Origin of the sequence: Pseudomonas sp. 65/3-MNA-CIBAN-0223, from assembly GCF_040310425.1 — a bacterium.
Lineage (GTDB): Bacteria > Pseudomonadota > Gammaproteobacteria > Pseudomonadales > Pseudomonadaceae > Aquipseudomonas > Aquipseudomonas gregormendelii.
In genome coordinates this window covers 260,818-280,127 of the sequence record NZ_JBEOPV010000005.1, presented here as the reverse complement: position 1 = coordinate 280,127, position 19,310 = coordinate 260,818, and the positions used below count along the sequence as shown (strand labels likewise).

Below are 19,310 nucleotides of genomic sequence, written 5' to 3'. Positions count from 1 at the left end.
CCCTCCACAGATACGCGGTGTTTGCGTATTTGTGGCCATATGTCGCGCGCCGCTTGTTTCTGAAGCTTCTGTCTTGCAGCTTGAAGCTTATGACTCGAAGCTCCCCGGAGGGCCTATGAGCTATGTGATCGACCGACGTCTCAATGGCAAGAACAAGAGCACGGTAAACCGCCAGCGGTTTTTACGGCGCTACCGTGACCACATCAAGAAAGCCGTCGAAGAGGCGGTGAGCCGGCGCTCCATTACCGATATGGAACACGGCGAGCAGATCAGCATCCCTGGTCGCGATATCGATGAGCCAGTGCTTCACCACGGCCGTGGTGGCAAGCAGACCGTCGTGCACCCGGGCAACAAGGAGTTCACCAGCGGCGAGCACATTGCCCGTCCACCGGGCGGTGGCGGCGGCAGAGGGCCCGGCAAGGCCGGCAACTCCGGTGAGGGCATGGACGAATTCGTCTTCCAGATCACCCAGGAAGAATTCCTCGAATTCATGTTCGAGGATCTTGAACTGCCCAACCTGGTCAAGCGCAACCTGACCGGTACCGACACCTTCAAGACCGTCCGCGCGGGCATCAGCAACGAAGGCAATCCGTCGCGGATCAACATCATCCGCACCCTGCGCTCAGCCCATGCACGGCGTATTGCCCTGTCTGGCAGCAGCCGGGCAAAATTGCGCGAAGCCAAGGAGGAGTTGCTGAGACTGAAGCGGGATGAACCGGACAACTTCGGCGATATCCAGGAAATAGAGGCAGAAATCGAAAAACTCAGTGCGCGCATCCATCGCGTGCCTTTCCTGGACACTTTCGACCTCAAGTACAACTTGCTGATCAAGCAACCCAACCCCAGTTCGAAGGCGGTCATGTTCTGCCTGATGGATGTCTCAGGCTCCATGACCCAGGCGACCAAGGACATCGCCAAGCGCTTTTTCATCTTGCTGTACCTGTTCCTGAAACGTAACTACGACAAGATCGACGTGGTGTTCATTCGCCACCACACCAGCGCACGAGAAGTGGACGAGGAAGAGTTTTTCTATTCTCGCGAAACCGGCGGCACCATCGTTTCCAGCGCCCTGAAGCTCATGCAGGAGATCATGCAGGAGCGGTATCCAAGCAATGAGTGGAACATCTATGCGGCACAGGCCTCCGACGGGGACAACTGGAACGACGATTCACCGATTTGCCGCGACATCCTGATCAATCAGATCATGCCGTTCGTGCAGTACTACACTTATGTCGAGATTACCCCTCGGGAGCACCAGGCTCTGTGGTTCGAGTACGAACGCATTGCCGAAGCCTTCTCTGACACTTTTGCCCAGCAGCAACTGGTCTCGGCCGGGGATATCTATCCGGTCTTCCGTGAACTCTTCCAGCGCAGGTTAGTGACATGACCGCCAAAGAGCAGAAGCGCCAACCCATTTCCACCGGCTCCGAGTGGACGTTCGAGCTGATCCAGGCCTATGACCGCGAAATCAGTCGTATCGCCGCTCGCTACGCACTCGATACCTATCCCAACCAGATAGAAGTGATCACCGCCGAACAGATGATGGATGCGTATGCATCAGTAGGCATGCCGCTGGGCTATCACCATTGGTCCTACGGCAAGCACTTCCTCAGCACCGAAAAATCCTACAGCCGCGGCCAGATGGGGCTGGCTTACGAGATCGTGATCAACTCCGACCCGTGCATTGCGTACCTGATGGAAGAGAACACCATCTGCATGCAGGCACTCGTGGTAGCGCATGCCTGCTATGGCCACAACAGCTTCTTCAAAGGTAACTACCTGTTCCGCACGTGGACCGACGCCAGTTCGATCATCGATTACCTGGTGTTTGCCAAGCAGTACATCATGCAGTGCGAAGAGCGGCATGGCATCGACGCGGTGGAGGACCTGCTGGATTCCTGCCATGCGCTGATGAACTACGGGGTCGACCGCTACAAGCGCCCCTACCCTATTTCAGCCGAAGAAGAACGCCGCCGTCAGAAGGATCGCGAAGAGCATCTGCAGAAGCAGATCAACGACCTGTGGCGCACCATTCCCAAGGGCGCGGACAAGTACAGCGAGAAGGACAATGCGCGCTTCCCCGCCGAACCTCAGGAAAACATCCTGTACTTCATCGAAAAACATGCACCGTTGCTGGAGCCCTGGCAGCGCGAGATCGTGCGCATCGTGCGCAAGATCGCCCAGTATTTTTACCCGCAACGCCAGACCCAGGTCATGAACGAAGGCTGGGCCACGTTCTGGCATTACACGCTGATGAACGACCTTTACGATGAAGGCCTCGTCACCGATGGTTTCATGATGGAGTTCCTGACTTCTCACACCAGCGTGGTCATGCAACCGGGCTTCGACAGCCCGTACTACAGTGGCATCAACCCTTATGCCCTGGGCTTTGCGATGTACCGCGACATCCGCCGCATGTGCGAAAGCCCTACCGAGGAGGATTACCGCTGGTTTCCAGACATTGCCGGTACGGACTGGCTTTCGAGCATCAAATTCGCCATGAGCAGCTTCAAGGACGAGAGTTTCATCCTGCAGTACCTGTCACCCAAAGTGATACGTGACCTGAAGCTGTTCAGCATTCTCGACGATGATCAAAAGGACGATCTGCTGGTTCCGGCCATTCACGACGAAGGCGGTTACCGCACCATCCGGGAGACCCTGGCGGCGCAGTACAACCTCGGAAATCGTGAACCCAACGTGCAGATCTACAGCATCGATCGGCGCGGCGACCGCTCCCTGACCCTGCGCCATCAGCAGCACGATCGCAAACCGCTGGGCGAGTCGACCGACGAGGTTCTCAAACATCTTCACAGGCTGTGGGGCTTCGATATTCATCTGGAAACCCTGCAAGGGGACCAGGTGATGAAAACCCAACATGTGCCTCCCAAAGGCGAACACGCTGAAGGTGATTACGGCCGGCTGGACCTGGCTGTCATTCATCTTTGAATCCGTTTGTGCCTCCGGTGGTTCGACGCAAAGGTTATTCTGTCGAGCTAACGGAGGTTTTTTATGCAGATTTATAAAGTCGGCGGTGCAGTGCGCGATCGCCTGCTGGGTATTCCGGTCACCGATATCGATTGGGTAGTGGTAGGCGCCACCACCGAAGAAATGCTCGCCAAGGGTTTCCGGCCCGTGGGCGCAGACTTTCCGGTGTTCCTGCATCCCAAAAGCGGGGAAGAATATGCCCTCGCCCGCACCGAGCGCAAAAGCGGGCGCGGCTACGGTGGCTTCACCTTCCATGCCAGCCCTGAAGTCACCCTTGAAGAAGACCTGATCCGCCGCGACCTGACGATCAACGCCATGGCCGAGGACGATCAGCAGAATCTGACCGATCCCTACCACGGCCAGCAGGACCTGAAGGATCGCCTTCTGCGCCATGTTTCACCTGCGTTCGCCGAAGATCCGCTCAGAGTACTGCGCGTTGCCCGCTTTGCAGCTCGCTACGCCGGGCTCGGATTTACGGTGGCTCCGCAAACGCTGGAATTGATGCGCCAGCTCGCCGATTCCGGTGAATTGCAGGCGTTGACGGCTGAGCGCAGCTGGAAGGAAATCTCCCGCGCACTGATGGAAGACCAACCGCAAATATTTATCGAGGTGTTGCGCGAATGTGGCGCGCTCAAGGTGTTGATGCCTGAAGTCGACGCCCTGTTCGGGGTACCGCAACCGGAAGCCCATCACCCGGAAATCGACACCGGGGTGCATACCCTGAGCGTGTTGCAGCAGTCTGCCCTGCACAAGCTCCCCCTGACCGTGCGCTGGGCCTGCCTGCTGCACGATCTGGGCAAGGGGCTGACCCCCACGGAGGAATGGCCACGCCATATCGCCCACGAGCACACCGGGCTGAAGCTGATCAAGGCGGTCAACGAACGCTTCAAGGTACCGAAGGACTGTCAGGAACTGGCGTTGCTGGTGGGGCAATACCACACCCATGGCCACCGCGCCCTGGAGCTGAAGCCCTCGACCTTGCTGGAACTGTTGCAGAGTTTCGATGTGTACCGCCGGCCACAGCGTTTTGAGGAGTTTATTGCGGCCTGCGAGATGGATGCGCGCGGGCGCAAGGGGCTGGAGCAGCGAAGTTATCCGCAGGCGGACTACCTGCGCGGGGCGGCAGCGGCAGCCCGCGGTGTGGCGGTTCAGCCGCTGCTGGAGCAGGGATTCAAAGGGCCTGAACTGGGAGAAGCGATCAAGCGCGAAAGGCTCAAAGCAATCAAAGCCTATAAGGAGCACGCGTAGAGCAGATCAAAAGATCGCAGCCTTCGGCAGCTCCTACATGGATTGACGCAAATTCTGTAGGAGCTGCCGAAGGCTGCGATCTTTTGCTATTACAGCAGCTCAGCAGGCGTCAGTTGCTCACCGCGCCACTCGAACGCCACCGGGGCCAACACCTGATCAATCTGAGCTTCACTCCACAAGGTCGCAAAGCTTTTTCGTACACCCGGATGCACACGGTCCGGGGCAATCAGCGACAACGGCCACAACACAAAGGCATTTTTAAGGATTTCTGCCCTCGGCAGTACCAGGCCATCGAAGTTGCCCACCAGGTCACCGAACAGCAACACGTCGATATCCAGAGGCAAACCTCGGCGATCTGGCGCATAACGACCGTTATCCGCCTCGATAAACTTGAGCCGACGGTCCAGCTCGATTAACGGCAGATCAGTCCAGGCCGATACCACGAAATTGAAAAACGGCCCACTCTTGATGCCCACCGGCTGGCTTTCGAACACCGCCGAGCAGCGTATATCCACCAGAAAACCCGCAAGGGCTTCCAGGCCCGCCTGCAGATGGGCTTCGCGCTCGATATTGCTACCGAGCCCGAGATAAACCTGGGTCAGCGACATCCGCGCTCGATCTCCACACCCACACCCCCAGTCGCCGCGGGGACAGCCCCTGGCTTGGTCAGTTTGAGCCGAACCCAGGTGATCTCGAATTCGCTCATCAGGACTTCCACCAGACGCTCGGCAAAAGTCTCGACCAGTTGGTACTGCGCCTGCTCGGCAAAAGCCTGGATGCGCGCTGAAACGCTGGCGTAATCGAGTGCCAGGGTCAGGTCGTCTCCCGCCGCAGCCGGGCGGTTATCCCAGGCAAAACTCAGATCCAGACGCAAGCACTGCCGGATGCCTCGCTCCCAGTCGTAGGCACCAATGACGGTGTCGACTTCCAGGCCCTCGATAAACACTCTGTCCAAGCACTTTTCTCCGCTGCACGACAAGGGCGCAATGCGCCGTTAGAATCAGGGCGTCCTCGCCCGGAATAGTTAGCATGTTTTGGTTACTGGCGACTCTCGCCTACCTGCTCGGCTCGCTGTCCTTTGCCATCTTGCTCAGCCGCCTGACCGGTAATCCCGATCCGCGAATGAGTGGCTCGGGCAATGCCGGCGCCACCAACATGTTGCGTCTGGCCGGCAAGAAACTGGCGGTCCTGACCTTGATCGGAGACCTCTGCAAAGGCCTTGTGCCCGTATTGATCGCGGGTGTTGCCGGACTTTCACTGCAGGAGCAAGCCTGGATCGGCGTCTGCGCCGTGATCGGCCATCTGTTCCCGTTATACTTCCGATTTCGCGGCGGCAAGGGTGTCGCCACCGCTGCCGGGATGCTGCTGGGGCTTTACCCCCCAGCGGCATTACTGGCCGTTTGCGCCTGGCTGCTGACGTTCTACCTGACCCGCACCAGCTCGCTCGCCGCGTTGATTGCCACCCCTCTGACCCTGCCACTGCTGGCGTGGCAAGAGCCCGCTGCCCTGCTACCGATGAGCGCGCTTACCGGCCTGATTGTCTGGCGTCACCGTGGCAATCTACGCGACCTGTTTGCCGGGCGCGAACGGCATTTCTAATTCAGCGCTGTGAGCGCCGTGCATCGCAGGCGGCTCAAAGCGCCGACAACTGTTCCATCGGCCAGCGGGCCTGCACACTGATTGCCAGGCTCTCATGCTGGCCAGCCTGCAAACGCTGACAACCGGCAAACGCGATCATCGCACCGTTGTCAGTGCAGAATTCCGGACGCGCATAAAACACATCGCCTTGCATTTCGCCGAGCATTTTTTCCAGCGAGGTGCGCAGTGCCTTGTTGGCGCTGACACCCCCAGCGATCACCAGGCGCTTCATGCCGGCCTGTTTCAGGGCGCGCTTGCACTTGATGGTCAAAGTCTCTACCACGGCCTGCTGGAACGCCAGCGAGATGTCGCAACGGGCTTGATCACCGTCGTCCCCGGCGCTCACGCACTGCTGCCAGGTGTTCAGCGCGAAGGTTTTCAAGCCGCTGAAGCTGAAGGCCAGGCCCGGGCGGTCGCACATTGGCCGCGGAAAGGTGAAACGTCCGGCGACGCCCTGCTCAGCCAGGCGCGAAATTTCAGGGCCACCCGGATAATTGAGCCCCATCATCTTCGCGGTCTTGTCGAAAGCTTCACCGGCAGCATCGTCGAGCGTCTCGCCCAAGAGGGTGTATTGGCCGATCCCGTCGACCTGAACCAACTGCGTATGACCGCCTGACACCAACAAAGCGACGAACGGGAATTGCGGCGGTTGCGACTCCAGCATGGGCGCCAGCAAGTGGCCTTCCATGTGATGCACGCCGAGGGCCGGAATGCCCCAGGCAAAGGCCAGCGCCTGGGCACAAGACGCCCCCACCAGCAATGCACCGACAAGCCCGGGACCTGCGGTGTAGGCGATCGCGTCGATCTCGGTAGGCACGCAGTCGGCCTCGGCCAACACCTGACGAATCAAGGGCAGCATGCGCTTGACATGGTCACGCGAGGCCAGCTCCGGGACCACCCCGCCATAGGCGCGATGCAGGTCTATCTGGCTGAACAGCGCGTCGGCGAGCAGACCGCGCTCACTGTCGTATAATGCGACACCAGTTTCGTCGCAAGAAGTCTCTAATCCCAGTACTAGCATGGGTTTGCGCCTTGTTTAGGCTGAATTCGAAGGCGCGCATAATAGTCGCCACGCGATGCCCCGACCAGCGGTTTTCGATCAGAGGCTTTGCATTCCGAGCGATGAGGGGTTAACATCCGCAACCCTTAAAAACCGACGTCTTCAAGTGCTCTTTTGCCACGAGGATGTTGACCCCGGTAATGAATGAAGGTAGCTCTGGATGCCAGCCGTCAAAGTAAAAGAGAACGAACCCTTCGACGTAGCTCTGCGTCGTTTCAAGCGCTCCTGCGAAAAAGCCGGTGTACTGGCTGAAGTTCGTAGCCGCGAATTCTACGAGAAGCCTACTTCTGAGCGTAAACGTAAAGCAGCAGCCGCTGTTAAGCGTCACGCCAAGAAAGTACAGCGCGAACAGCGCCGCGCCGTTCGTCTGTACTAATACACAGACGTTCGTAGCAAGCTTCTGCCAAGCCCGGCCCTCAGCCGGGCTTATGGCATTTGCGGAAAACGCTTGATGCTTCACCGTCAAAGCCGCAGACGCGACCTAGACAAAATCCGCTTCACAGCGTCAGACCTGGCTCTTTTGCCAGCGGTGCACGTCTTTTCTGACGAGCCTTCCAAGGCTACTGACGAGCACACCCACTGATTCCTCTCACGACGATCAGCCCAAGGCACCCTCTTGCGTGCCCGCTTATGAGCTATCCGAGGCCACCGACTGGCGGTAGCGGATTTCAGCGCAATATTTTCAAATGGTCGAATACTGATGGGTACTAACGTCAGTTGATTTTCGACAGATACACTTCCCTACGGCGATTACGCAAACGACAGGTTCGAGCCGCCTTAACACGCGCCTCAAGCAACGGACCGCGCTCGCTCGCCGCAGGTTTTGGATCCATTCAGCGCAGATGACGAGAACGCCATGGCCGGGCTAATTCCCCAGAGCTTCATTGACGACCTTCTGAACCGCACCGACATCGTCGATGTGGTGAGCTCGCGCCTGCAAATGAAAAAAGCCGGCAAGAACTACACTGCCTGCTGCCCGTTCCACAAAGAAAAAACCCCGTCTTTCAGTGTCAGCCCCGACAAGCAGTTCTACTATTGCTTCGGCTGCGGTGCTGGCGGTAACGCCCTCGGCTTCATGATGGACCACGACAACCTGGATTTCGTCCAGGCCGTCGAAGAGCTTGCCAAAGCCGCAGGCATGGAAATCCCCAGGGAAGAAAGTGGCCGGCCGCACAAACCACGACAGCCCACCGACTCCCCGTTATATCCCCTGCTGACTGCCGCCGCCGAATTTTATCGCCAGGCGCTCAAGAGCCATCCGTCGCGCAAGGCTGCCGTGGATTACCTGAAGGGGCGCGGCCTGACCGGCGAAATAGCCCGGGACTTTGGCCTTGGTTTCGCTCCGCCTGGCTGGGACAACCTGTTCAAGCACTTGAGCAGCGACACCTTGCAGCAGAAAGCCATGGTCGATGCCGGCCTGCTGATCGAGAACGCCGAAACCGGCAAACGCTATGACCGCTTCCGCGATCGCGTGATGTTCCCGATCCGCGACAGCCGCGGCCGCATTATTGCCTTTGGCGGCAGGGTGCTGGGCGACGACAAGCCCAAATACCTGAACTCGCCGGAAACCCCGGTGTTTCATAAAGGCCAGGAACTCTACGGCCTCTACGAAGCACGCAAGAACAACCGCAATCTCGATGAAATCATCGTGGTTGAGGGCTACATGGATGTCATCGCCCTGGCGCAGCAAGGCCTGCGCAACGCCGTGGCAACGCTGGGCACAGCCACCAGCGAAGAACACTTGAAGCGACTGTTTCGCGTCGTGCCCAACGTGCTGTTCTGCTTTGACGGCGATCAGGCCGGCCGCAATGCCGCCTGGCGGGCGCTCGAAGCGACGCTGCCGTGCCTGCAGGACGGGCGGCGTGCGCGGTTCCTGTTCCTGCCCGAAGGCGAGGACCCGGATACCCTGGTCCGCTCGGAGGGCACCGATGCCTTCCGCGCAAGGATCAACCAGCACGCACAACCGCTGGCCGACTATTTTTTCCAGCAGTTGACTGAAGAATCGGACCCGCGCTCGCTCGAAGGCAAGGCCCATATGGCCACGCTGGCCGCACCGCTGATCGACAAGGTGCCCGGCGCCAACCTGCGTATCCTGATGCGCCAGCGCCTGAGTGAAATCACCGGCCTGAGTGGCGAAGCCGTCAGCCAGTTGGTGCAAAGCGCTCCGCAAGATGCGCCGCCGGCCTACGATCCAGGCATCGACTATGACGCCATGCCCGACTACAGCGACTATCATCAGCCGCAATCACCCGACATGTACACGCCGCAGCAGGAGTGGACGCCGAAGAAGCCTGGCGCCGGCGGCAAGAAGTGGGACAAGAAGCCCTGGGACAAGAACGGCAAGCGTGGCGGTGATCGCGATCAGCAGAGCGCACCACGCACGCCGATCGCTGTCGAAGCCCCTACACTGATTGCACTGCGCACGCTGATTCATCATCCGCAACTGGCCGGCAAGGTGGAAACCGCCGACCATTTCGCCAATGAAAGCAATACCTACGCACAACTGCTGGTCGCCCTTATCGAGGCGGTGCAGAAAAATCCTAAGCTAAACTCTATCCAGTTGATGGCCCGCTGGCACGGCACCGAACAGGGTCGCCTGCTCAAGGCTTTGGCGGAAAAGGAGTGGCTGATTGACGGCGACAACCTTGAACAACAGTTTTTAGACACCATTACTAGGTTATCAGCAGGTCAACACACAGACAGCCTGGAAGTTCTGATCAGGAAAGCAAGGCAGCCAGGATTGACTGCCGAGGAAGCAAATCAGATCGCAAATCAGATGCGCGACCTATTAAAACGTAATGTGGCTGTATCAAACCCGACCTCAACTGGCGCGTGAGGTCATAGCTCAGGTATAATCCTCGGCTTGTTTTTTGCCCGCCAAGACCTTCAGTGGATAGGGTGTTATGTCCGGAAAAGCGCAACAGCAGTCTCGTATCAAAGAGTTGATCACACTTGGTCGTGAGCAGGGCTACCTGACTTACGCGGAGGTCAACGACCACCTGCCGGAGGATATTTCAGATCCGGAACAGGTGGAAGACATCATCCGCATGATCAACGACATGGGGATCAACGTATTCGAGGTTGCGCCAGATAAGGATTCCCTTATGCTGGCCGACGCCGATACCGACGAAGCTGCGGCCGAAGAGGCAGCAGCAGCGTTGGCAGCGGTCGAGACCGACATTGGTCGCACCACCGACCCAGTGCGCATGTACATGCGTGAAATGGGTACGGTAGAGCTCCTCACTCGTGAAGGCGAAATTGAAATCGCCAAGCGTATTGAAGAGGGTATCCGCGAAGTGATGGGCGCAATCGCGCACTTCCCTGGCACGGTTGACCATATTCTCTCCGAGTACACTCGCGTCACCACCGAAGGTGGCCGCCTGTCCGACGTCCTGAGCGGTTATATCGACCCGGACGACGGTATTGCGCCGCCTGCTGCAGAAGTGCCGCCGCCAGTCGATCCGAAAGCCGTGAAAGCGGATGACGACACCGATGACGACGACGCCGAAGCAACTGACGACGAAGAAGAAGCCGAAAGCGGTCCGGATCCGGTCATCGCAGCACAGCGTTTTGGCGCTGTCTCCGACCAGATGGAAGTCACCCGCAAGGCCCTGAAAAAGCACGGTCGTGGCAACAAGCTGGCGATTGCCGAGCTGGTGCTTCTGGCTGAGCTGTTCATGCCGATCAAACTGGTGCCGAAGCAATTCGAAGGCCTGGTCGAGCGTGTTCGCAGTGCCCTGGATCGTCTGCGTCAGCAAGAGCGAGCGATCATGCAACTGTGCGTTCGTGATGCCCGCATGCCGCGTGCCGACTTCCTGCGCCAGTTCCCAGGCAATGAAGTTGACGAAAGCTGGACCGATGCACTGGCCAAAGGCAAAAGCAAATACGCTGAAGCCATTGGTCGCCTGCAGCCGGACATCATTCGTTGCCAGCAGAAGCTGATCGCGCTGCAAACCGAAACCGGTTTGACGATTGCCGAAATCAAGGACATCAACCGTCGCATGTCGATCGGTGAGGCCAAGGCCCGCCGCGCGAAGAAAGAGATGGTTGAAGCGAACTTGCGTCTGGTGATCTCCATCGCCAAGAAGTACACCAACCGTGGCCTGCAATTCCTTGATCTGATCCAGGAAGGCAACATCGGCTTGATGAAAGCGGTGGACAAGTTCGAATACCGTCGCGGCTACAAATTCTCGACTTATGCCACCTGGTGGATCCGTCAGGCGATCACTCGCTCGATCGCCGACCAGGCCCGCACCATCCGTATTCCGGTGCACATGATCGAGACGATCAACAAGCTCAACCGTATTTCCCGGCAGATGTTGCAGGAAATGGGTCGCGAACCGACCCCGGAAGAGCTGGGCGAACGCATGGAAATGCCTGAGGACAAGATCCGCAAGGTATTGAAGATCGCTAAAGAGCCGATCTCCATGGAAACCCCGATCGGTGATGACGAAGACTCCCACCTGGGTGACTTCATCGAAGACTCGACCATGCAGTCGCCAATCGATGTAGCTACCGTTGAGAGCCTTAAAGAAGCGACTCGCGAAGTACTATCCGGCCTCACTGCCCGTGAAGCCAAGGTACTGCGCATGCGCTTCGGTATCGACATGAATACCGACCACACCCTCGAGGAGGTTGGTAAGCAGTTCGACGTAACCCGTGAACGGATTCGTCAGATCGAAGCCAAGGCGCTGCGCAAGCTGCGCCACCCGACGAGAAGCGAGCATCTGCGCTCCTTCCTCGACGAGTGATCACAAAACCCCCGGCCCAGGCCGGGGGTTTTGCTTTATGTAGATTAAATCCCCCGCACTTCCCTCCCGCCGAATTGCCCGTCTACACTCGAAACATTCCCCCGAGCCATAACGAGAGCGTTATGCCCAGACTGCCGACCGTGCTTTTTTTACTGTCGCTGATCACCTGGACCACAACGGCTGGCGCTCTGACTCTAACCGACGAAGAACGTAGCTGGCTGGACGCCCATCCGCACCTGCGCCTGGGTGTCGATGCGTCCTGGCCACCTTTCGAGTTTCGGGACGATCAGGGCCGCTACCAGGGTCTTGCCGCAGACTACATCGACGTGATTCGGCAACGCCTGTCGGTCGACCTCAAACCGGTCGAGCCCGTCAGCTGGACGGTGGTCCTGGAACAGGTCAGGCAAGGCAAGCTGGATCTGTTGCCGGGCATCATGTCGACCCCGGAACGCCAGTCTTATTTATCCTTCACGCGCCCTTACCTGGACTTTCCGATCGTCATCCTCGCCCACGTGGGGGGCGCCCAGCCGCGCAAAATCGCGGACTTATACGGGCTGAAAATCGCCGTGGTGGACAACTACGCCCCCCATGAACTGCTACGCACCCATCATCCCGACCTGAACCTGGTGGCCATGCCCAACGTCAGCTCGGCACTGCAGGCGCTGGCGACGGATGAAGTAGACGCCGTGGTCGGCGATCTCGCCTCCAGCGTCTGGAGCCTGCGCCAGTTGAAGCTCGACGGCCTGTATGTGAGCGGCGAGACGCCCTACCGCTATCAACTGGCCATGGCCGTGCCCAAGGACAACAAAATACTGGTTGGCATCCTGGACAAGGTCCTGGCGGACATGAGCCCGGCTGAAATCAGCGCCATTCAGGAGCATTGGGTCGGCAACGTGCTGGATCACCGTACATTCTGGTCCGACCTGCTGGTTTACGGCCTGCCGGGATTATTGCTGCTGATCACCGTGCTGGCGGTCGTCATCAGGATCAATCGCCGACTGAGCTCGGAAATTTCCCGCCGGGTCGATCTCGAACAGGAATTGCGCAGCAGCGAGTATCACTACCGCGGCCTGGTCGAGAGCCTTTCGGCCATTGCCTGGGAAGCGCGTATCAGCGACTTCACCTACAGCTACGTGTCGCCGCATGCCGAAGAACTGCTCGGCTACCCGCTCTCCCATTGGCTGATCCCGGGGTTCTGGCGCAACATCATTCACCCTGCAGACCTGACCCGAGCCCAAACCTTCTGCGACCACGAAGTCCTGGCCGGGCGTGATCACACGGTCGATTACCGCGTGATCACCGCCGACGGTCGGTGCCTGTGGGTACGCGACATCGTCAGCCTGATCGAGCATGGGCACGAGCCGGTGCTGCGCGGCCTGATGATCGACATCAGCGACGCCAAACGCACGGAAGAAGCGCTACGCCTGTCCGAGCAGAAGTTCGCCTCGGTCTTCCAGCAGTGCCCTGACATTCTGGTGATTGCGCGGTTGTCCGATGGCTGCCTGCTGGAGGTCAACGAAGCGTTTGAGGAGCAGATCGGCCTCGGCGCCGAGGAAGTCATCGGCCAAACCGCCACTGACCTGAACATCTGGGGCATCCCCGGCGTCGGCCCGGGCCTGCTGCAGCGCTTGCAGGCAGGCAGCATCCGCAACCTCGAGATGCCCTTTCGCCGCAACAACGGCCAAGTGTTCACCGGCCTGATCTCCGCCGAACCCTTCGACCTGGATGCCACCCCGGCGCTGGTCGTTGTCGTTCGTGACATCAGCCAGCTCAAGGAGACCCAACAGCAGCTGCAAATCTCCGAGGAGAAATTCGCCAAGGCGTTCCACGCTTCCCCGGACGGCTTGTTGCTGTCGCGCCAAAGCGATGGCCTGTTGATGGAGGTCAACGATGGCTTCAGCCGCATCACCGGTTTCAACAGCGCGATGTCGGTCGACCGCTCCTCCCTGGAACTGGGCATCTGGGTCAACCTCAACGAGCGCAAGCAGATGCTCGACCTGCTCAATCGCGATGGTTTTGTTCGCGACTTCAGTTGCCACATCCGCCGCAGCGATGGGCAGATTCGCCTTTGCGAAGTGTCCAGCCGGCCGCTGCCGATCGGCAATGAAGATTGCATGTTGACCATCGCCCGGGACATTACCGAACGCCACCTGATGCAGGAGAAGCTGCAACAGGCCGCTACCGTGTTCGAGAGCACCGCCGAGGGCGTGTTGATCACCGACACCCAGCAGCACATCAGCGCGGTTAATCGCGCGTTCACCGAAATCACCGGTTACAGCGAAAGCGAAGCACTGGGTCACACCCCTCGCCTGCTCGCATCAGGTCTGCATGACAGCGCGTTTTATGCCGCCATGTGGCATCAACTGACCGCCGAAGGCCATTGGCAAGGGGAGATTTCCAACCGCCGTAAAAATGGAGAGCTGTACCCCAGCTGGCTGACCATCAGCGCAGTGCGCAACCGCGATCGATTCATTACCCATTTTGTTGCCGTGTTCGCTGACATTTCCAGCCTCAAGCACGCCCAGGCCAAGCTCGACTACCAGGCGCACCACGATCCACTGACCGGCTTGCCAAACCGCACATTGTTCGAAAACCGGCTGCTGACTGCGCTGAACAACCAGCAGGAAAACGGCGGCCAGGGCGCAGTACTGTTTCTCGACCTGGACCGCTTTAAACACATCAACGACAGCCTCGGCCATCCGGTCGGCGACCTGCTGCTCAAGGGCATTGCCGTGCGCCTCAAAGAGCAGCTGCGGGACATCGACACCGTGGCACGACTCGGCGGCGATGAATTCATCATTTTGCTTCCAGGCCTTCAACAACCCAGCGATGCCGACTACATCGCCAACAAGTTGCTCAATTGCTTCTCGGCGCCGTTCCAGGCCGGTGAACATGAGTTCTTCATCAGCGCCAGCATTGGCACCAGCCTCTATCCCCGTGACGGCGGTGACGTGGCCACACTGGTCAAGAATGCCGACGCCGCGATGTACCGCTCCAAGGCCAAGGGGCGCAACCGCGTCGAAAGCTACACCCGCGACCTGACCGCCCAGGCCAGTGAGCGGGTAGCGCTGGAACACGAGTTGCGCCGCGCCATCGAGCGCAATGAACTACACCTGCACTACCAGCCGAAGATCAGCCTCGACGACCATCGCCTGGTCGGCGCCGAAGCACTGATCCGCTGGCGCCACCCGACTTTCGGTGATGTGCCACCAGAGAACTTCATTGCCCTGGCCGAAGAAAACGGCATGATCCTGCAAATCGGCGACTGGGTACTGGAAACCGCCTGCCGCCAGATGCTGGAGTGGAATCGGCTCTATCAAAGCATGGGCCCGCTGTCGGTAAACCTGGCAGGCGCCCAGCTGCGCCAGCCCAACCTGCTCGGGCGCATCGAACAACTGCTCAAGGACAACCGTCTCAGACCGGATCTACTGCAACTGGAAATTACCGAAAACTTCATCATGAGCCAGGCGGAAGAAGCGCTGGCAGTGCTGCACCAGCTCAAAAACCTGGGCGTGCAACTGGCAATCGATGACTTCGGTACAGGCTATTCATCCCTGAGCTACCTCAAGCGGCTCCCGCTGGACATCCTCAAAATCGACCAGTCTTTCGTCCGCGGCCTGCCGGACGACCCGCACGACGTGGCCATCGTTCGCGCAATCATCGCCCTGGGCCGCAGCATGCAATTCACCGTGATCGCCGAAGGCGTCGAGACCCAGGCCCAGCAACAATTCCTCGCTGCCGAAGGCTGCGACCAGATCCAGGGTTACATCGTCAGCCTGCCGCTGCCACCCGACGAATTCGCCGCGACATTTCTTCGTACAACAGTTTCGAGCTTTTCGGATAGCACAGCCGAGAAACCATCGTTATAATCCGCGACCTACTGAGGGCCTATAGCTCAGTTGGTTAGAGCAGAGGACTCATAATCCTTTGGTCCACGGTTCAAGTCCGTGTGGGCCCACCAAACAAATCAAAGGCTTACGTCGTTCAGACGTAGGCCTTTTTTGTTGGATGCGGGTTTTCGTACCTGTATGAAGTCTGTAAAGGCGGGCCTGCCGCCTGTCGGTGCGCAGATTCCCAGACGCCTAGCCGTTAAAACGCGCACAGCACCGTCCAAACGACGAAGGTCGGCGCTACTGGTCGGCGGTTCCTTCGAAAACCTTGGGTGTCAAGCAGCTTGTGATATTCTTGTTATTCAACAGGAGCAGCACCGTGACCAAGCAAGCAGAAAACAAACCACTGCCACCGACGGTAACCAAGAAGTCGCCATTCGCCGTTCGACTGGATGACAGTCGCACTGTGGCTGTGTCTGCGCTCGCAAATGACATTGTTGAGCGGCACGCCGCAAAAGCGCTTGCTGGCACTGTGCGCAGTCAATCAGGTGCTTTTAAAGTCACTCGCGCTCCTAGAGTTCCGCATCTCATTGGCATGGAGCGGGATATCCTCGAGCTGAAAAAAGCAGTTGAGGCACTCTCCCTCCTCTGCGTTGTTCACGATCAGTCAGCCCAGCTTTCCGACACGGTGGATTTCGAAGGCATGACTGTGCTCGATGCTGATACTGCGTTCCAGATGCTCGATAACCCCCCTGAGCCCAATCAGGCACTGCGCAACCTGCTTGCCTTGCACTAAGGGCTTTCAATGGATTTCATCACCGTCAACTTCGATAAGTCGATTGATCGCGCTGGGTTCGATTGTGAACGGCATCCTGCTCTCAATACATACATTGCCCAACAGGCTGGTCAAGACGAGAAGCGGAATATCTCCAAAACGTTCATGTATCTGCAGGACGGTGTTTTGCGGGGCTATTACACGCTGGCAAACGCTTCCGTAGCGCTGGCTGAACTCAGCGATGAGCAAAAAAAGAAGATGCCTAGGTACCCGATGCCGGCAGTGTTGTTGAGCCGACTGGCCGTCGACAAGAGCATGCAGAAGAAGGGGCTTGGTCAGCGGTTGATGGCTGATTTCTTTCGCCGCGTGTACGCGGTATCGAAACACTCAGGCGTGGCATTCATTGTCGTCGACGCAAAAGATGAGGCTGCTGCAGCCTACTACCAGGGCCTGCAGTTCGTGCCTTCAAAGGACAATCAGCTTCGCCTGGTCTTGTCCACATCCACGATCATCACGGGGATGCGCGAGCAGGAAGCCAAGCAAATCTAAGTCAGCCCCCACCCGCAACAGTGTCCGCCACAGAGTCTTCAGCACAGAGCGCTTATGCCGCTTCCAGTTGCGCTCCCGCCTAATGCCCACCTTCTCGATATCGCTGCGTGTTGGCGGAATAGCATCGGGAACACACCGTGTTGTTTCCGGCGCTTGAAAACGACCCCGACCGGCACCCGCAGATAAAAGTACGCCACCTGAAACCCTTCCGAGAGCCTCGCGACAGCGCTGTGCCGAAGGAAAGCTCCTTGATCGATACAGCGCAACCTGCTGTATGCCAGACGCGTCTGTAAATCATGCAGGACGGACAGTACTGAAAAGTGGGGTTTCGTTTACTTCAGGCGTAGGAATATCGGATGACTCCTACATAGTTTGTAGGCAAAATCCGAATATTGTGTCTGGGCACTTTAATGCCTTGTTGTGCTTTTCTTTGACGGGATATTCTCCGGCCATCGCTGACCTATCAGCGATCGGGCTTGGAAACCCGTCGAACCGCAACGTAACAGTTCTCCGCCATGGCGGCTGTGCGTGGGACGCCATCGTGCGTGCCGGTTCCTCGGTTCCCGGTTTTCCAACCTGCGTACAGCTGCCACCCCTTCGCTTGGAAACGAACGCGGCAGCTCCTCGAACCAGGAGCAAAAACATGACCCACAAAACCCAGTCCGAACCCTCGGAGCTGAAAACCGTCGGCTTCACCCCCTTCATCTACTGTTCAAACCAGGCCCTGTTCCATGTCAGCCGCGGCGTGCCGCTCGGCGATGCGCTGGCCATGGCGTCCGATTTTCTGTTTCTGGCCAAAGAGCTCACACAAGAAGCAGCCTACGGCAGGGACACTCAACGCCACGCGCGGGCTGCTTACTATCTGACCACCATGAGCAAGGCCGTGATCGATGACGTAACGAAGGTGCTGACGCGGGAAACAGCCCAAAGCACGACGAGCTTCAAGGCATAGATATCAATACTTAAGCGGAACCAGCCCCGTTTTTCGGGGCATCACCGCACACTTCAATGTGGTGGTGCGGCCAGAACCAATGGAATACTCCGCACCAATCCCAAGCGCTCCAGCGTCGCCGCAGTCAACACCACCTCATACGTATCCGCCGGGCGGCCCCACTGCTCCACGATAGCCATGCCATCCACCAGCACGCTTGCTAACCCGGAAATGGTTTCGGCCCGTTCTTCGACGATCTTCTGAGTCCGGACCCACAAGTCGTCTGTTATCACCTTGAGCTGCGCCGCTACCTGGTCGGATGACACTGGATGGGTGTCAGGGCAGGCTATATTGCGCAGCAGATGCTGAAGCTCTTTGACTTTTGCGTAGTCCTGCTCAGCGCCCTGCGCGCCCTTGAGAATGCCTACGGCTTGCGCCTTGTCGACCCGCCTGGCAGTCGAATGAGTTGAAGACAAGGTCTGCCCCATGGCCCCAGCCAGAAGGACCATCAGCCTGGCCTCCAGATGCGTTTTCATCGCCTCCATGGAGGCAATCGGGCGCGACAGGGTGATCGAAGCACCGCCTTGGTGGCGCAAGTCCATGGTCACGGACAAGGTCACTCCACCGGTTGCAAACCCCAACGCTCGGGCCACCACGTAGTGCCCCATTTCGTGATGCGCAATCTGCAGTGCGCGTTCCCGGATGACCGGGGGCAACTTGCTGGTCATTTTTATCGCCTCGCATCCATGGACAGTGCATTCGACTACGAGCGACAGCAGCTGTCCATCCAGCAGGCCGGATTGGGTGGCCAGGGAGGCGCCCAGAGTGGGCACGCCGAGCGGGATCGGCAGTTGCATGCGAATGACCAGCGGGCCGGTGTGCTGCACCGTCTTCATCGGAACAGTGTTGAGCCTGGATCAAACATCCGCGATGTGTGGCGGGCCTGTAACATGCAGCCCCAATGATCCATGCCGCTGGAGACGCCCCTTGCCCGACATTCGCCCGCCTGTCCTTGACGAAATCGACCGCCAATTGATCGCCGCGCTGCAGATCAACGCCCGCGAAAGCGTGGCCATGCTCGCCAGGCAACTGGGCATTGCCCGCACTACAGTGACTTCAAGGCTGGCACGGCTGGAGAAGGCCAAGGTCATCACCGGCTATGGCGTGCGTCTGGGCCAGCGATTGGTTGACGGCGGGCTTCAGGCGTATGTGGGGATCACCGTGCAACCGCGTTCGGGCAAGGAAGTGCTGCGCCGTCTCAGTGCGATGGCGCAGGTCCAGCAACTGTGTGCGGTCAGTGGTGAATTTGATTATGTCGCCTGGTTGCGGACGGATTCGCCGGAGCAGCTGGATCAGTTGCTGGATCAGATCGGCAGTGTGGATGGGGTGGAGAAAACCACGACTTCAATCATTTTGAGCAGCAAGATTGATCGCGGGCAGCCGGTATGAGTTTCGGACAGGGGTGATCCTGCTGGCCTCATCGCCGGCAATCTTTGCCGCACCGATGGTCGATATGCCTATTTAATTCGTCATTCTGATCGGT

At 58.6% G+C, this 19,310-nt stretch carries 16 protein-coding genes and 1 tRNA gene; 13 read left to right on the top strand and 4 right to left on the bottom strand.

Annotated features, from left to right (window positions below; genetic code table 11):
- Window positions 1-115 precede the first annotated feature (115 nt).
- The 3 genes from AAEZ09_RS07950 (at window position 116) to AAEZ09_RS07940 (ending at window position 4,233) form a co-directional block, all read left to right on the top strand.
- A complete protein-coding gene (locus AAEZ09_RS07950) occupies window positions 116-1,387 on the top strand; it encodes a YeaH/YhbH family protein (protein WP_045059964.1) in 1,272 nt (423 codons plus the stop codon).
- Window positions 1,384-2,946, top strand: coding sequence for a SpoVR family protein (locus AAEZ09_RS07945; protein ID WP_225570214.1), 1,563 nt, complete (start codon window positions 1,384-1,386; stop codon window positions 2,944-2,946). Before AAEZ09_RS07950 ends, AAEZ09_RS07945 begins: the two co-directional genes overlap by 4 nt.
- Window positions 2,947-3,009: 63 nt before the next feature.
- Window positions 3,010-4,233, top strand: a complete 1,224-nt coding sequence (locus AAEZ09_RS07940; RefSeq protein ID WP_350598936.1) for a multifunctional CCA addition/repair protein — start codon at window positions 3,010-3,012, stop codon at window positions 4,231-4,233.
- A gap of 89 nt (window positions 4,234-4,322) precedes the next feature.
- Here the strand turns inward: AAEZ09_RS07940 and folK are convergent, their stop codons facing one another.
- Window positions 4,323-4,841: a 2-amino-4-hydroxy-6-hydroxymethyldihydropteridine diphosphokinase gene (folK, locus tag AAEZ09_RS07935; RefSeq protein ID WP_045059961.1), complete on the bottom strand. Its 519-nt coding sequence runs from the start codon at window positions 4,839-4,841 to the stop codon at window positions 4,323-4,325.
- Window positions 4,832-5,188 (bottom strand): dihydroneopterin aldolase, encoded by a 357-nt coding sequence (folB, locus tag AAEZ09_RS07930; protein WP_045059960.1) that lies wholly within the window; start codon window positions 5,186-5,188, stop codon window positions 4,832-4,834. The genes folK and folB overlap by 10 nt, the downstream gene beginning before the upstream one ends.
- Window positions 5,189-5,262: 74 nt before the next feature.
- Here folB and plsY point away from each other — a divergent pair, with 74 nt between their 5' ends.
- Window positions 5,263-5,832, top strand: coding sequence for a glycerol-3-phosphate 1-O-acyltransferase PlsY (gene plsY / locus AAEZ09_RS07925; protein WP_045059959.1), 570 nt, complete (start codon window positions 5,263-5,265; stop codon window positions 5,830-5,832).
- A 34-nt stretch (window positions 5,833-5,866) separates the two neighbouring features.
- Here the strand turns inward: plsY and tsaD are convergent, their stop codons facing one another.
- The gene (gene tsaD, locus AAEZ09_RS07920) at window positions 5,867-6,892 is read right to left on the bottom strand and encodes a tRNA (adenosine(37)-N6)-threonylcarbamoyltransferase complex transferase subunit TsaD (RefSeq protein ID WP_045059958.1); all 1,026 of its coding nucleotides are present in this window, start codon (window positions 6,890-6,892) and stop codon (window positions 5,867-5,869) included.
- Window positions 6,893-7,091: 199 nt separating this feature from the next.
- Here tsaD and rpsU point away from each other — a divergent pair, with 199 nt between their 5' ends.
- From rpsU to AAEZ09_RS07880, 8 genes are all read left to right on the top strand, one after another.
- Window positions 7,092-7,307, top strand: a complete 216-nt coding sequence (rpsU, locus tag AAEZ09_RS07915) for a 30S ribosomal protein S21 (protein ID WP_002551877.1) — start codon at window positions 7,092-7,094, stop codon at window positions 7,305-7,307.
- A gap of 480 nt (window positions 7,308-7,787) precedes the next feature.
- A complete protein-coding gene (gene dnaG, locus AAEZ09_RS07910; RefSeq protein WP_205893523.1) occupies window positions 7,788-9,767 on the top strand; it encodes a DNA primase in 1,980 nt (659 codons plus the stop codon).
- Window positions 9,768-9,834: 67 nt separating this feature from the next.
- The gene (rpoD, locus tag AAEZ09_RS07905; RefSeq protein ID WP_045059956.1) at window positions 9,835-11,682 is read left to right on the top strand and encodes an RNA polymerase sigma factor RpoD; all 1,848 of its coding nucleotides are present in this window, start codon (window positions 9,835-9,837) and stop codon (window positions 11,680-11,682) included.
- 122 nt (window positions 11,683-11,804) lie between these two features.
- Complete coding sequence (locus AAEZ09_RS07900; RefSeq protein ID WP_350598933.1) at window positions 11,805-15,551, top strand: EAL domain-containing protein; 3,747 nt, start codon at window positions 11,805-11,807, stop codon at window positions 15,549-15,551.
- 15 nt (window positions 15,552-15,566) lie between these two features.
- Window positions 15,567-15,643, top strand: a tRNA-Ile gene (locus tag AAEZ09_RS07895).
- A 248-nt stretch (window positions 15,644-15,891) separates the two neighbouring features.
- Window positions 15,892-16,308: a hypothetical protein gene (locus tag AAEZ09_RS07890; RefSeq protein ID WP_350598931.1), complete on the top strand. Its 417-nt coding sequence runs from the start codon at window positions 15,892-15,894 to the stop codon at window positions 16,306-16,308.
- A 9-nt stretch (window positions 16,309-16,317) separates the two neighbouring features.
- Complete coding sequence (locus AAEZ09_RS07885) at window positions 16,318-16,836, top strand: GNAT family N-acetyltransferase (protein WP_350598928.1); 519 nt, start codon at window positions 16,318-16,320, stop codon at window positions 16,834-16,836.
- A gap of 643 nt (window positions 16,837-17,479) precedes the next feature.
- Complete coding sequence (locus AAEZ09_RS07880) at window positions 17,480-17,788, top strand: DUF3077 domain-containing protein (RefSeq protein WP_350598927.1); 309 nt, start codon at window positions 17,480-17,482, stop codon at window positions 17,786-17,788.
- 53 nt (window positions 17,789-17,841) lie between these two features.
- On the opposite strand, the gene AAEZ09_RS07875 is transcribed toward AAEZ09_RS07880, so the two are convergent.
- A complete protein-coding gene (locus AAEZ09_RS07875; protein ID WP_350598974.1) occupies window positions 17,842-18,495 on the bottom strand; it encodes a peptidase M41 in 654 nt (217 codons plus the stop codon).
- Between the two features lie 259 nt (window positions 18,496-18,754).
- On the opposite strand from AAEZ09_RS07875, the gene AAEZ09_RS07870 reads away from it, so the two are divergent.
- The gene (locus tag AAEZ09_RS07870) at window positions 18,755-19,216 is read left to right on the top strand and encodes an Lrp/AsnC family transcriptional regulator (protein WP_045059954.1); all 462 of its coding nucleotides are present in this window, start codon (window positions 18,755-18,757) and stop codon (window positions 19,214-19,216) included.
- Window positions 19,217-19,310: the final 94 nt, after the last annotated feature.

Bases quoted from the DNA above. Each gene is read 5' to 3' on its own strand.
- AAEZ09_RS07950 (WP_045059964.1), top strand. From the start codon at position 116: ATGAGCTATGTGATCGACCGACGTCTCAATGGCAAGAACAAGAGCACG.
- AAEZ09_RS07945 (WP_225570214.1), top strand. From the start codon at position 1,384: ATGACCGCCAAAGAGCAGAAGCGCCAACCCATTTCCACCGGCTCCGAG.
- AAEZ09_RS07940 (WP_350598936.1), top strand. From the start codon at position 3,010: ATGCAGATTTATAAAGTCGGCGGTGCAGTGCGCGATCGCCTGCTGGGT.
- folK (WP_045059961.1), bottom strand. From the start codon at position 4,841: ATGTCGCTGACCCAGGTTTATCTCGGGCTCGGTAGCAATATCGAGCGC.
- plsY (WP_045059959.1), top strand. From the start codon at position 5,263: ATGTTTTGGTTACTGGCGACTCTCGCCTACCTGCTCGGCTCGCTGTCC.
- tsaD (WP_045059958.1), bottom strand. From the start codon at position 6,892: ATGCTAGTACTGGGATTAGAGACTTCTTGCGACGAAACTGGTGTCGCA.
- rpsU (WP_002551877.1), top strand. From the start codon at position 7,092: ATGCCAGCCGTCAAAGTAAAAGAGAACGAACCCTTCGACGTAGCTCTG.
- dnaG (WP_205893523.1), top strand. From the start codon at position 7,788: ATGGCCGGGCTAATTCCCCAGAGCTTCATTGACGACCTTCTGAACCGC.
- rpoD (WP_045059956.1), top strand. From the start codon at position 9,835: ATGTCCGGAAAAGCGCAACAGCAGTCTCGTATCAAAGAGTTGATCACA.
- AAEZ09_RS07900 (WP_350598933.1), top strand. From the start codon at position 11,805: ATGCCCAGACTGCCGACCGTGCTTTTTTTACTGTCGCTGATCACCTGG.
- AAEZ09_RS07885 (WP_350598928.1), top strand. From the start codon at position 16,318: ATGGATTTCATCACCGTCAACTTCGATAAGTCGATTGATCGCGCTGGG.
- AAEZ09_RS07880 (WP_350598927.1), top strand. From the start codon at position 17,480: ATGACCCACAAAACCCAGTCCGAACCCTCGGAGCTGAAAACCGTCGGC.
- AAEZ09_RS07875 (WP_350598974.1), bottom strand. From the start codon at position 18,495: ATGACCAGCAAGTTGCCCCCGGTCATCCGGGAACGCGCACTGCAGATT.